Raw genomic sequence first — 12,737 nt, 5'->3', positions numbered from 1 at the left:
CCCTTTTTTTGTTTCCGAGATTATCGCCGGAGGTGGAACGTGAAGAAAGGGAAATCGACAGGCGCAAAGCGCTTGGTGAAGGAGCTGGAACGGCAAGGAGCACGATATATCTTTGCATATCCGGGAGGTGCCAACCTGCCAATATACGAGGCACTTTCCCGCAGTCCCCTTCACCCCATCCTTGCACGCCATGAGCAGGGAGCGGCACATATGGCGGACGGCTTTGCCAGGGCAGGCGGCGGGGTCGGCTTTTGCATGGCCACAAGCGGCCCCGGTGCCACAAACCTTGTGACCGGCATCGCCACGGCCTATATGGATAGTTCTCCGATACTTGCCATCACCGGTCAGGTCCCCCGGAATATGATCGGTAATGATGCGTTCCAGGAAGTCGATATCACCGGCATCACTATTCCCATTACGAAGCACAACTATCTTGTACAGGATGCCGAAGAGATCGGTCCCATAGTGGAACAGGCCGTCTACCTTGCTTCGACCGGACGAAAAGGACCGATTCTGCTCGACATTCCGAAGGATATCTTAACTGCTGAGTTTTCGACGACAAATGAAAAAAACCGTCAGCTTGAGGGCTACGCTCCGACCATAAAGGGGCATACCGGACAGGTAAAACGGGCGGCGGGAATGATCAATGGAGCAAAACGGCCTCTGATCATTGCAGGCGGTGGTATCTTTCTTGCCGATGCCTTCGATGCTTTTGCTTCCTTTGTTGATAAGAGCTCGATTCCTGTTGTGCATACCCTGATGGGAAAATCGGCTCTGGACAACGAACATCCCCGTAATCTTGGGCTTTTCGGTTATCACGGCAGATGTGTGGCCAATAAGGCGGTTTCCGAAGCCGATCTTATCATAGCCGTGGGAACTCGCTTCGGCGATCGTTCCACAGGTTCCCTGGCCAGCTTTGCATCCGATGCGAAGATCATCCATATCGACATCGATCCCGCGGAGATCGGAAAGAATGTCCCGGCCTACCTGCCCATCGTCGGTGATATCGGGGATATCCTTCCCCGTTTGTGCGAGCAGATAGAGTGCTCCGCCGACTCATCCTGGAGCGATGAACTTTCGGTTTTCGCATCCGAGCATCCTCTCCCGGGGGGAGATGGCGACTTCTCGACTCCCGCCATCCTTCGAGACGTGAAAACCTATTTTCAGGATCCGATCCTGGTCACAGATGTGGGGCGGCATCAGATTTATGCCGCCCAATACTTCCCCGTGCGCGGGGGCAGGAGCTTTATTACCTCCGGAGGGCTCGGTACCATGGGCTTCGGCCTGCCCGCCGCCATCGGAGCTGCCTTGGCAAGGCCCGACAAACGGGTGCTGCTTGTGAGCGGTGACGGTTCTTTTATGATGAACATTCAGGAGCTTGCCTGTGCGGCGGAACTGGATGTGGATCTTACCGCGGTGATTATTCATGACAGGCGCCTTGGAATGATAAAACAACTGCAGGATGCCTTTTACGGGGGAGGCTTCGATGCGAGTAAAATAGGCGGAAGTGTCTCCTTTGCCCTTGCAGCAGAGGCCCTCGGGGCTGCCGGCCGCCGCGTCGCCTCTGCCGACGAGCTGAAGGATGTCCTGAAAGATTTTGAGACGGTTCGTGGTCCGAAGGTGATTGAATGCATGGTGGAAGAGGAAGAAAATGTCTATCCCATGGTGACAGGTTCCACCCTTACCGACCTTATTGAAGGAGTAGAAGCATGAAGCATACCATTTCCATCTTGTGCGATGACACCCCCGGTGTCATGACACGAATTTCTGGTCTGTTCAGTCGTCGGGGCTTCAATATCGAAAGTCTTGCCGTCGGAAATACCGAAATACAGGGGAAAAGCCGTTTTACCATTGTCGTTTCCGGGGATGATGCGGTTCTGGAACAGGTCCGTAAGCAGCTTCAGAAACTGGTGCACGTCATCAAGGTCTGGGACATCGACCGTGAGCGTATCATAGAGCGGGAGCATGCCCTTGTAAAACTCGAGGTTCGCGAGGAGGAGAGACCGCAGCTTCTTCAGATAGTCACCTCACTCCATGCCAACATTCTTGATTCTTCGGAAAATATCTGGATCATTGAGCTTACCGGGGACAGTGCATCGGTTGACAGTGCCATCAATCTGGTTTCACAATTCAGAATACTTGAAACCATTAGGACCGGCCGCATTGCTTTGGAACGGGGAAAAAAGGTCGGGAATGGAAAGGGAGCTTAATGGAAACCTTTGATGTCGTTATTATTGGAACAGGTCCTGCCGGTCTGGGGGCAGCTTTTGCCATATCCGAGGCTTCGCCGAAGCTATCGATTCTCCTGGTTGATGGTGAGCGTTACAGCACCGGGGGGCTTCGAAACGACTGCAAGATGAACTTTACCTATCCAATCGGTTTTCCCCGGGAAAACTGGGAGAAGGAAGAGGCTGAACACTATCTTGAGTTGGTAAAGCGGGAACTTGCACCGACGATTCTTGCGAAGACGAACCTGCTGGTCTATCAGCGCCGTGCGGAACGTCTGGGAGTTGAACTGTTGAATGTTCAGCAGACACATCTCGGCACCGACGGCGGGCTTGAGTTGATCAAAGTCCTTACCAAACGTCTGGAAGAGCGGGGAGTGCGCTTCTCTCTCGGCTCGGAGGTACAGGATATCGACCAGGATGCACGGGTTGTTACCGCCGGCGATAGTCGTTTCGGCTATTCCTCGCTTCTTGTGGCTCCGGGAAGAAAGGGCTTCCTTTTTCTTCAGAAGCTTATGGACAAGCTTGGCATTGCATACGTGGATCATACCGTCGACATTGGAATTCGCGTAGAAACCCGGGTGGAGCATTACTCCATTGTCCGCGATTATTACGACCCGAAATTCCTCTTTCCCGGGAAAGTACGGACCTTTTGTACGAACAGTGGTAATGCACATGTGGTACAGGAACGTTACAAAAGCTCCCGGGAAGAGACCTTCTATTCGGTGAACGGCCATGCATACTCTTCCGCCAGGGGAAAAAACAACGGTCTTGCCAACTTTGCCATTCTCAATACCGTCCGTCTGACCGAACCGGTTGTAAGTGGTCAGCAGTTTGCCGAAAATCTTGGTCTTCAGGCCATGCTGATGGGAGGAGGCAGTCCTTTGATGCAGCGGGTAGGGGACTTTCGTCTCGGCAAGCGTTCGAAACAGGGGAGCTTTACCGGTGATCTGTATGATTTTAAGCCGACGCTGGCCGGAGCGTCTCCGGGGGATATCTCCCTTGCCATGCCTGCGAAAATCCTCCGTAACATCTGGAAGTCCATGAAAATGCTCGATACCATCGTACCGGGGGTCATGCATCCCAGCACCATCATGTACTATCCCGAGCTGAAAACCTATGCGAACCGTCCGGAGTTCTGCGATCGCCATTTTCGCGTGACGGATTCCATCTGGTTTGCGGGTGACGGAGCAGGTACCAGCCGTGGTATTACCGCTGCCTGGGCAAGCGGAATTCGGGCGGCCGAGGGGATACTCGCCTCATAGTCCATCACCACTATTCGGAACACTTCTCTCAACGCAATCAGGCAGTCGTGTGTATGGTTCCTTAGGCTTTTTTAGCGCGGAGACGGGGGGCCCTGCGGTCCGGGCAGTCATGCCTGTCGCAGTAGGCGCAGCTTTCATAATTGGAGGTTCCGGTAAAAAAGAAGCCTGATATGCTTTTGTTCGGCACCATGAGCAGCGAATCGGTCAATGTGACACCACTCCATCTTTGGGCATCTTCTCCGATAAGCCTGAAAAGGGGACGCTGTTCTTCGATGGGCCAAACATCGATGTTTCCCGATCCCGGGTTCATGGAATGGATGGTAGTGGTCTTATGGGTCGTGCGCAGATCCGTTCTCACAGCCTTGAGGGCGGCCCCAAGGGCGAGTTCCTTGATCTCGTCGAGCCAAAAGCCTTCGAGCATATCCGTTCCCGGCAGTTCCATTTCATCGAACTCCGGACCGCAGGTGACGAGGTAGGGAAAGATGCGATGCACCGCTGCCACGTTTCTTGCGGCAAGGCTACTGGAAAAGCGTTCGCCTCCACTGCTAAATCCCTGATCGTCTCTTTTTTCTATATATGTTGTCATCCAGATTCCCCGGGGGCGGGCGATCTTCAATGCCGTTTCCAGAAGCCCGCGCAAGGAACCTTCCATATCCGGGGCGAGATCGAGCCTGACTCTTCTGGCAAGGGTTTCAAAGGGAATGGTAAACTCTTTCGCCTCTATGTAGTGCTTTTTCATGCTATTCTTCGATATGGATATCCGTTCCCACCTGCTGCTTCCAGGTGGTAATTACCTCCTGGTTCGGGGGAGCGAGTTTTTTGCCGATTACTACAAGCCCCTCTTTCCTTTTTCCCCCTGGGCCGAAGGCAGCCGGCCTTATGGAAATCTGTGAATCACTGCAATCCACCAAGTGGAGCAGCCCTTCGGGAGCAAGCGGCAGGTATCCTTTCAGCCGGAAGGCGAAGCGTTTTGCCTCTATGAGAAATGCATGCAGTTTTTCGGGATCAACTGGCGATGCTGTTCGCAAGATGCAGGAACTGGGCCTTCCGCAGGCTCCCCAACCCTTATACCTCGCATTGGGCTTCATGGTGAAACTTTGAGCATTCCCTGTCAGAATTTCAGCATTAATCTTTGCCTCGGTGACGGTGTACATCGGCTTTCCGGGACCGAGGGAAGCCACTACTGAGACGTGATGTGAAAAGATCCACGATATGACGAGAAAACTCCGGGATACGGCGGGATTTAACGGGATATCGTGGGACGGAAAATGAACGCGGCCTTGCACGGTGTGAAACGAAAACGGCGGACCAATCGAACGCGATAACCACGGTGACGGCGTGTTATACCGAGCCTGGGACCAAACGCGAAAACGCCGGCGCCGTACCTTCCTACATCAAATTACTAAGTAGTCGTACGTTAAAGACTCCCCACGTGGCGGCTATCCTCGGAGTATGAATCCGAGGGTCTACAATTTCAGCCAGGACAACGACTATCACACCCAGCGCAATAACGCGCTGATTCCTCACGCCTCATGTAATACCACATCGATGGTGATGGCGCTGAAACAGGCGGGCCGGGATCTTCCGGCGCCGGCGGGTGTACAGCCAGAAGACCATCTTACCGCGTTTCTGCGCGGGGAGAAAGGGATGGAAGCGCTGCGGCGGTTGACGCCCTGGGCGATTGACAAGGCGACAGGTGAAGCGCTCTATCCTCCGAATGAGGTACACGCCGTGTTGAGCTGGGGAGTGAACGAGCTCCTCGGCGAAGAGGTGAGTACCTTCCGGGTGGACTGGGATCTGGACGTGTTGATCCATGAGCTGACCGACGGCGCGGGGATCGTGCTGTCTGGCTTGTTCCCGCTGCAGGGAGGCGGCGAGCTCAGTCACGTGGTGAGCCTGGCCGGGTGCCGGATCGCCTACCCGCAAGGGAACGAGCAGGATCACTTTCCGCCGAAGTTTGAGCAGCTGACCCAGCTGTTTATCGACGACCCATACGGAAATTACCTGACCAGCTACACGGATCACCACGGCAACAACACGCCGATGAGCCCGATCGACTTCATGCGGATCATGAAGCGATCCGGCGATCGGAAGAAGTGGGCCCACGTGATCCGATCGGCGGTCTGAAAAAGGAGTGGTTATGAAGGTACGACACAAGCAGCTGAGCCTGCTTATCTTTGCGGCGATCATTACGGCGCTCTCGATCTGGTACCTCGGCAGCACCTCGGTGATCGGCGCGATGGCCGGGGCGTTCCTGGCGGCGGCCTCAGCCTATACCGCGCTGGATCTCCGGGCGATCGTCAAGAGTACCGGTGAGCTCCCGAAGGGGCAGTACCAGCGAGCTGACATGTGGAAATACTGGATCGCGATGGCGCTCATGGGGGCGATCTTTGTGGTGACGATTGTCCGGCAGGAGCTCAGTGGGATGAACCTCGAGCTGGCGATCGGTTTTCTCGGGCCGGGGATCGTGGGGATTATCGCGATCATGATTGCCGGGATGAAGGCCAACAAGGCGGCGACCAGTACGGACGGCGCAGCCAAGGCGGGCGCGTGAGTATCGGTGTTACGGCGGTACTGGTACTGCTTGGGGTGGTAGCTCTCGAGTTCGGTCTGCTGTGGTTTCTGTTCAAGCGGAACGCACGGCTTCGGGAGGAGAACCGAGCGGCCGAGGCGGCGATTGATCGGGCGAACGACAAACTGGACGATATGCAGGATCTCATGGGAGATCGCCAAGAGAACAGACAGGAGGCTGCGGATGAGAAGCGGCGTGTGGATGAAACGGATGATTCCGATCTGTTTCATGACGCTAACGCTCTCTTTCCTGACAAGCTGTCAGACGATTGAGAGCGTAGCGGAACCGGAGGCGGTACACCCTCCTCTCCCGGCGCCGGCGGATATCAAGCCGGTGCACTTTAAGGATGTGCCGGAGCTCAGCGGACTCCTGTTGACCTACGATGACTACCGGGCGCTCCGGTACAACATCATCGAGTATCGGCGGGAGATTGCAGACCTTCGGGACACCCTGGAGTTCTATCGCGGAAAGGAGGAGTAGTGGACTACAGCGTATGGATCAGCACCGGAATCAGCCTGTCAGGGTTGATCGTGGCATTTCTGAGCCTCAACCACCGACTCCGCAAGGACAAGCGGGAGCACCAGGAGCAGGTGACCAGTAGCCTGCAAAAAGCCGTCGACGGACTACATGAGAAGCTCGAGACGAACCTGGACGAGCTTGAGGAGAAGATCAATGCTCGGATCGATCGAATGGAGCAGAAACGAAGCGACGATGTGAACAAGCTGCATGTACGGGTGAGCAATCTGGAGAACCGGACGTTCACCACCCTGCTGGACCGACTATCCAACATGGAGGGGGAGCTCAAGGGTATCAGTAACATCGTGCGGGTCCTGCAGGAGCGCTTTATGGCGCGACGTAAGGAGGATGGATGAAAGATATCTTCGGTCCCAACCAGCGGATCATCATGCTGCAGGGGATGGAAAACGACAACGACTACTCCTTGAGCAACGAGATGCTCCAGCGCCTCCTGGTGGCCTATGGTCACGGCGTCGGTGTTTCCCAGGTGAATGAGCAGATCCAGTGGTTGAAGGAGCAGAACCTTGTAGCCGCCGAGGATCTGGGGAACGGTATCATCGTTGCAAAGCTCACCAGGCTCGGGCTGGATGTAGCGAAAGGCCATGCTCGCGTGGAGGGTGTGGACCGCCCTATCCCGGAGTGAGTCATGGGCGGAAAATCGAGTATCGACCGACTTGACCCGGAGCTTCGCAGTACCCTGATTGAGCTCCTGAACGATCCCAACGTTACCCAGCAAGCAATTGCCGACACGATCAACGATGCTGCCGGCGAGAAGGTGGTGAGTAAGTCAGCTGTCAACCGTTATGCGCTGAAGATGCGGCAGTTTACCGAACGGAACCGGCAAGCCCGAGAGTTGGCGGATGCCTATCTGGACAAGTACGGAGAAGAAAAGCAGAACCAACTCGGGAAAGTGATCAACCACCAGCTGCGGCTTGTAGTCTTTGATCTCATGCTCAACCTGCAGGAGCTCCAGGACGGTGATCCCGAAGAGCGGATTCCCGCCCTGGCGAACCTGATCAACAAGGTGGCACGGGGTGTTCGGGATCTGGAGCAGGCGGCGCACACTAATGCTGAGCGGGAGCGGAAGCTGAAGCAGGAGGTGGCGGTTGCGGCCGAGGATGTAGCCAAGACGGCAAAGACCGCCGGGGTGAAACCGGAGACGATACTCCTCATCAAGAACCGTATCCTCGGGATCTCGTAAGGGGGCGCGATGGATGCGGTGCTGCTTCCCTATCAACAAAAATGGATCGAGGATGATGCTCAGGTAAAGGTTGCCGAGAAGTCCCGACGGGTAGGTCTTACCTGGGCGGAGGCGGCGGACGCGGTGCTTACCGCTGCGGCGGACAACGGTACCGACGTGTTCTATATCTCCTACAATATGGAGTTCACCAAGGACTTTATCCTCACTTGTGCCGAGTGGGCCCGGAACTTCCAGTACGCGGCGAGCGATATGGAAGAGGAGATCGTCCGGGACGAAGACAAGGACATTACCGCCTACAAGATCGCCTTTCCCAGCGGCCGTCGGATCATGGGCCTACCCTCCCGGCCAACGACGCTTCGCGGACGCCAGGGTCGGGTGATTCTGGACGAGGCGGCATTTGTAGAGAACCTCGCCGAGGTGCTCAAGGCGGCGATGGCACTCCTTATGTGGGGCGGTAGCGTGCGGATAATCAGCACCCACAACGGCGAGGACAATCCGTTCAACGAGCTGATAAAGGACATCCGCGCCGGGAAGCGCCCTTACAGCCTTCACCGGATCACGATCGACGAGGCGATTGAGCAAGGACTCTATCGCCGGATCCTCGAGATGCGCAACGCGTCCAAGAAAGAGAATGCAGTATGGACCGCCGAGGGTGAACAACGGTGGCTCGAGGAGTTGGTGGAGTTCTACGGCGACGGCGCCGACGAGGAGCTATTCTGTATTCCGAGCCGGAGCGGGTCGAAGTATTTTCCCAGGGCTCTGGTTGAACGGTCGATGGATCAGACGATACCGGTTGCCGCCTACGAGCAGAGCGACGAGTTCACCTATCTTGCGGACGCCAGAAGGACGGCGGACACCGAAGACTGGATCGCCGACAGCCTGGCGCCGGCACTTACCGCGGCGCGGCTACGGTCGGCAGAGAGCGGGCGACGCCCCCGAGGGTATATCGGCATGGACTTTGCCCGATCGGGAGACCTGTCGGTGATCGGGCTGTTTCTCGAAAGCTCCGAGCTTGCCCTCGAGGCGATTGCGTATGTGGAGCTGCGGAACATACCGTTCATGCAGCAGTTCCAGGTGTTTTGCTACGCGGCGGACAAGCTGCCGGGATTCTCGTGTGCGGCGATCGATGCCCGGGGTAACGGACAGATGATTGCCGAGCTGGCGGCGCAGAGGTACGGCCCTGCATATGTGCACCAGGTGATGATTGCCCGGCAGTTCTATCTGGAGTACATGCCGAAGTACAAGGCGAAGTTTGAGGACGACGCGATACGGATCCCGAAGCACGCCGGAATCCTGGACGACCACCGAGCGGTGGTGATGGACCGAGGGATTCCGATGATCGCCGAGCATACCCGGGACGCCGACGGGAAAAAGCGGCACGGCGATGCGGTGATTGCCGGAGTTATGGCGGTGTACGCCCAGGTGAACGACGACAACACCTACCAGCCGTATCAGTACGAGCCGGTGACGGCACCCAACCCATGGAGGCAAGGCGACAATGACGATTGGTAAGCGGCTGCGCGATGCGCTGAAAGGCTTGAATAAGCAATCTCTGAGTGAGGAGGTATCCGGCCCGGACGCCTTCAGTGTTCGGCAGGGATGGAACGCCAGCGAGGTGGCGGCAACTCTCGATCCCTCCCGACTGGCAACCCTGATCCAGGGAGCGAAGGCTGGTGATATCCAGGACTACCTGACCCTTGCGGAAGAGATGGAAGAGCGGGACCTGCACTACCGGAGCGTCCTCGGGACACGGAAGCTCTCGATCGTGGGACTGGATCCGACGGTGACACCCGCGGACGACTCGGACACCGCTCATGAGATGGCTGAGAGCGTAAAGCAGAACATTATAGACCGCCCGGAGTTTGCCGAGCTGGTGACCAACGCCCTGGATGCCCTTGGGAAAGGGTTTTCGGTGAATGAAATCATGTGGGATACCGATCGTACCCCCTGGCGGCCGGCGCGGTACGAGTGGCGGGACCCTCGGTGGTTTGACTACGATACGGTGACCGGGCGGAAGCTGCTCCTGCGGGAAGGGGCGGACAAGGTTGAACTGCCGCTCTACAAGTTCGTGAAACACGAGCCGCTGTTGAAGTCGGGGCTCCCGATCCGGGGCGGCTTTGCCCTGGTTGCGGCGTACTACCACCTGATCAAGAGCTTCGACGTTGCCGGGTGGGCGGCGTTTGTGGAGGTGTTCGGCTACCCGATCCGGGTGGGGAAGTACGGGAAGAACGCTACCAAGAACGATATTGACGTGCTCAAGCGGGCGGTACGGAACATCGGCCGGGACATTGGCGCGGTGATCCCTGATGCCATGGCGATCGAGATCGTTGAAGGAGTGAAGCCCGGCGGTAGTACCGATCACTTCGAGAAGCTGGCGAGGTGGGTGGACGCGCAATTGTCGAAGGGTATTCTCGGCCAGACAGCCACGACCGAGGGGACTCCCGGGAAGCTGGGAAACGAGGACGCTCAGCACGAGGTTCGGCTGGACATTATGGAGGCGGACGCCCGTCAGCTTGAGACCACGCTGAACCGGGACCTGGTGATCCCGTATATCAATCTCAACTTCGGACCCCAGGAGCAGTACCCGAAACTCCGCCTCCCGGTCCCACGGCCGGAGGATGTCAACGGCCTGGTGGATAACGTCTCCAAGCTGGTGCCGCTCGGATTCCCGGTGAAACGGAGCGAGCTCTACGCCAAGCTCGGACTGACCGAGCCGGGCGATGACGACGAGGTACTGGTGGGCGGGTCCGCGCCGGTGGAACAACCGGCCAACTCGGAGGGCGCCCCGGCAAAAGAACAGGCGACTGCCGGGAACGCGGAAGGCGCCGCGGCGGCGATGAACGCGGCGTCCGAGGCAAACGATGAGCTGGAGATGATCGCAGAGGCGACCGAGTGGAAGCCGCTTGTGAAGCCGCTCCACAAGGCGGTGGCGGAGCTCTCGACGGAGTGCAACTCCTACGGGGAGTTTGAGCGGCGGCTGCCGGAGCTCTTGGCACGGATCGATACCACCGGCGTGACCAGGGCGCTGGCGCTGGATATGTTCAAGGCCCGGGCGCTGGGGGACGCGGAGTTCCAGGCTGATGAGTGACAACGTAGGGCCGCTGCCGCAAGAGGCGATCGACTACCTGGACCGGAAGAATCTCCGGCCGGCGTTTAGCTACCAGGACGTGTGGCGGGAGGAGCACAACCATGCGTTTACCGTGGCCAAGGCGATGGATCTGGATCTCCTCTCGGATATCCGTGAGTCTCTCACCACCGCGATGTCGGAAGGAAAGCCGTTCCGACAGTGGCGGAACGAGATGGCGGACAACCTCTCCCGTCGGGGCTGGTGGGGGCGGCAGGAGGTTACCGATCCCGAGACGGGAGAGCGGGTTGAGGCACAGCTGGGCAGCTCCCGGCGGCTCAAGACGATCTGGGATGTCAACCTTGGCCAGGCGTACCAGGCGGGAGTCTGGGAGCGGGGGCAACGCTCGGCGAGCCACCCCTACGTGATGTACCGAGTGGGGGCGAGCAAGGAGCACCGGCCGGAGCACCTCTCCTGGGACGGACTGATTCTCCCGAAGGATGATTCGTTCTGGAGTACCCACAACCCCCGTAACGGGTGGGGGTGTAAGTGCACCACCCGATTTGTGAGCGAAGCGCAGTTTCAGCGCTACCAGCGGAGCGGGATCCCCGCCCCGGTACAGGGCGACGGGCAGCCGGGGCGCAAGCCGATCCAGACGACGGCGCCGAAGCGAAATCCCCGGGAGTATGTGAACAAGCGCACCGGCGAGAGGTACACCGGATACGAGGGGATAGACCCGGGATTTGAACATAACGCCGGCGCCGGGCGGATGGAGCAGCTGGGTGAGATCTTCCGGGAGAAGGATGTGAGCTTCACCCAGACGGTGAGCCCGGCGGGACCGTCCGGTACGCCGGTATCGGATGCGTTGAATGTGCGGGTCCATGGGGACCTGGGAGACGCGACACGGCAGGCGCTCCGGGCGATTGAAAGCGTGCACGGAGACGGGCCGCTGCCGAAGATCGATGTAGCGCGAAGCCAGGCAAAAAGCTACTACGGCGCATTCAGTTTCTATCCAGACGGTACCGCGAACAAGATCAAGATGGCCCGCGGCCCCCACCCGGAGATGACGGCGGCTCACGAGGTGGGGCACTTTATCGACCACAACGGCTTACCCGGACGAGGGTTTGAATCGGTCAATCAGAGCATGCCGGAGATGCGGCGGGTGATTGACCGGATCAGGGATACCGATACCGTCCGGGGATTGTCGGCGATTCAGGACCCGAAGTTCCGGCGGTACCTGCAGAGTAATGAAGAGCTCTGGGCCCGGGCGTACTCCCAGTACATCGCCTGGAAGAGCGGCAACCAGACGATGAAGGATCAGCTGGATACGACGTTGCAGTCGGAGCATCCGGGTATTAGACTTCAACAGTGGACACACGATGAGTTTGTGCCGATCGCCCAGGAGATCGACACGTTGTTTGAGGTGATGGGATGGCTGAAAAAGGATTAGACAGCGACTACTCCGGCCGCCCGGTGCGGCGGTTTACCGAGGAGGAGATCGCGGCGGCGGATACCAGTGGACTACCGGTCTACGACGTGGTGGTGGTGCTGGATGACGGCCGGGAAGCGGCGCGGATCGATGGGAAGCTGTATCCGCTGGATGAAGAGGGTATTCCCGACTATGAAAACCCGATCGATGAACCGTGAGGCCCCGAGGGCCGGAACGACGGAAGAGCCGCCTGGAAACGGGCGGCTTTTTTGCGTCCAAATACTAAGTGCTCGTACGTGGGAATGAGCCTCCGGCGGGAGGATACTGGGAAGCATGATTGAAGTACGATGCACGGTTTGCGGGTGCTATCATGAGGAGCAACAAGACTCCACCGTACCGCTTGATACCGGAGACTATGCCGAGTTTCCGTGCCCGGACTGCCGCGCTGAGACTGAGCATATCGTT

16 protein-coding genes are annotated in these 12,737 nt (G+C 57.9%); 14 read left to right on the top strand and 2 right to left on the bottom strand.

From position 1 onward, the window contains the following. Positions 1-39: 39 nt before the first annotated feature. The 3 genes from ilvB to F459_RS0113560 are packed head-to-tail and all read left to right on the top strand — an operon-like array spanning position 40 to position 3,490. The gene (gene ilvB, locus F459_RS0113570) at positions 40-1,713 is read left to right on the top strand and encodes a biosynthetic-type acetolactate synthase large subunit (RefSeq protein WP_020613268.1); all 1,674 of its coding nucleotides are present in this window, start codon (positions 40-42) and stop codon (positions 1,711-1,713) included. Then, positions 1,710-2,210 carry an acetolactate synthase small subunit gene (gene ilvN, locus F459_RS0113565; RefSeq protein ID WP_020613267.1) on the top strand — a complete coding sequence of 167 codons (501 nt, stop codon included), beginning with the start codon at positions 1,710-1,712 and terminating at the stop codon, positions 2,208-2,210. Before ilvB ends, ilvN begins: the two co-directional genes overlap by 4 nt. Then, positions 2,210-3,490 (top strand): NAD(P)/FAD-dependent oxidoreductase, encoded by a 1,281-nt coding sequence (locus F459_RS0113560; protein WP_020613266.1) that lies wholly within the window; start codon positions 2,210-2,212, stop codon positions 3,488-3,490. The genes ilvN and F459_RS0113560 overlap by 1 nt, the downstream gene beginning before the upstream one ends. Before the next feature lie 61 nt (positions 3,491-3,551). Here F459_RS0113560 and F459_RS0113555 read toward each other — a convergent pair whose 3' ends face one another. Both F459_RS0113555 and F459_RS0113550 read right to left on the bottom strand, forming a co-directional pair. Continuing rightward, positions 3,552-4,229, bottom strand: a complete 678-nt coding sequence (locus F459_RS0113555) for a vitamin B12 dependent-methionine synthase activation domain-containing protein (protein WP_020613265.1) — start codon at positions 4,227-4,229, stop codon at positions 3,552-3,554. Between the two features lies 1 nt (position 4,230). Continuing rightward, a complete protein-coding gene (locus F459_RS0113550; protein ID WP_154651689.1) occupies positions 4,231-4,671 on the bottom strand; it encodes a GTP-binding protein in 441 nt (146 codons plus the stop codon). Between the two features lie 271 nt (positions 4,672-4,942). Between F459_RS0113550 and F459_RS0113545 the strand changes: the two genes are divergently transcribed. From F459_RS0113545 to F459_RS0113495, 11 genes are read left to right on the top strand one after another with little or no spacing between them, the layout of a single operon-like run. Further along, positions 4,943-5,617 (top strand): hypothetical protein, encoded by a 675-nt coding sequence (locus F459_RS0113545; protein ID WP_020613263.1) that lies wholly within the window; start codon positions 4,943-4,945, stop codon positions 5,615-5,617. Positions 5,618-5,630: 13 nt separating this feature from the next. Then, the gene (locus F459_RS0113540; protein ID WP_020613262.1) at positions 5,631-6,044 is read left to right on the top strand and encodes a hypothetical protein; all 414 of its coding nucleotides are present in this window, start codon (positions 5,631-5,633) and stop codon (positions 6,042-6,044) included. After that, positions 6,041-6,334, top strand: coding sequence for a hypothetical protein (locus tag F459_RS0113535; protein ID WP_020613261.1), 294 nt, complete (start codon positions 6,041-6,043; stop codon positions 6,332-6,334). The genes F459_RS0113540 and F459_RS0113535 overlap by 4 nt, the downstream gene beginning before the upstream one ends. Then, positions 6,246-6,542 carry a hypothetical protein gene (locus F459_RS23960; RefSeq protein ID WP_154651688.1) on the top strand — a complete coding sequence of 99 codons (297 nt, stop codon included), beginning with the start codon at positions 6,246-6,248 and terminating at the stop codon, positions 6,540-6,542. Before F459_RS0113535 ends, F459_RS23960 begins: the two co-directional genes overlap by 89 nt. Continuing rightward, positions 6,542-6,934 carry a hypothetical protein gene (locus F459_RS0113525; RefSeq protein WP_020613259.1) on the top strand — a complete coding sequence of 131 codons (393 nt, stop codon included), beginning with the start codon at positions 6,542-6,544 and terminating at the stop codon, positions 6,932-6,934. The genes F459_RS23960 and F459_RS0113525 overlap by 1 nt, the downstream gene beginning before the upstream one ends. Then, positions 6,931-7,221, top strand: coding sequence for a VpaChn25_0724 family phage protein (locus tag F459_RS0113520; RefSeq protein ID WP_020613258.1), 291 nt, complete (start codon positions 6,931-6,933; stop codon positions 7,219-7,221). Before F459_RS0113525 ends, F459_RS0113520 begins: the two co-directional genes overlap by 4 nt. Before the next feature lie 3 nt (positions 7,222-7,224). Next, on the top strand, positions 7,225-7,779 hold the full coding sequence (locus F459_RS0113515; RefSeq protein WP_020613257.1) for a DUF3486 family protein: 555 nt from the start codon (positions 7,225-7,227) through the stop codon (positions 7,777-7,779). A 9-nt stretch (positions 7,780-7,788) separates the two neighbouring features. Continuing rightward, positions 7,789-9,291 (top strand): terminase large subunit domain-containing protein, encoded by a 1,503-nt coding sequence (locus F459_RS0113510; protein ID WP_020613256.1) that lies wholly within the window; start codon positions 7,789-7,791, stop codon positions 9,289-9,291. Beyond that, positions 9,278-10,867: a DUF935 domain-containing protein gene (locus tag F459_RS0113505; RefSeq protein ID WP_020613255.1), complete on the top strand. Its 1,590-nt coding sequence runs from the start codon at positions 9,278-9,280 to the stop codon at positions 10,865-10,867. The genes F459_RS0113510 and F459_RS0113505 overlap by 14 nt, the downstream gene beginning before the upstream one ends. Further along, positions 10,860-12,293 carry a phage head morphogenesis protein gene (locus tag F459_RS23255; RefSeq protein WP_020613254.1) on the top strand — a complete coding sequence of 478 codons (1,434 nt, stop codon included), beginning with the start codon at positions 10,860-10,862 and terminating at the stop codon, positions 12,291-12,293. Before F459_RS0113505 ends, F459_RS23255 begins: the two co-directional genes overlap by 8 nt. Beyond that, positions 12,275-12,490 (top strand): hypothetical protein, encoded by a 216-nt coding sequence (locus F459_RS0113495; RefSeq protein WP_020613253.1) that lies wholly within the window; start codon positions 12,275-12,277, stop codon positions 12,488-12,490. The genes F459_RS23255 and F459_RS0113495 overlap by 19 nt, the downstream gene beginning before the upstream one ends. Positions 12,491-12,737: the final 247 nt, after the last annotated feature.

The sequence above is a fragment of the Sediminispirochaeta bajacaliforniensis DSM 16054 genome (assembly GCF_000378205.1).
Lineage (GTDB): Bacteria > Spirochaetota > Spirochaetia > DSM-16054 > Sediminispirochaetaceae > Sediminispirochaeta > Sediminispirochaeta bajacaliforniensis.
This window is presented reverse-complemented; position numbering and strand designations above follow the sequence as displayed.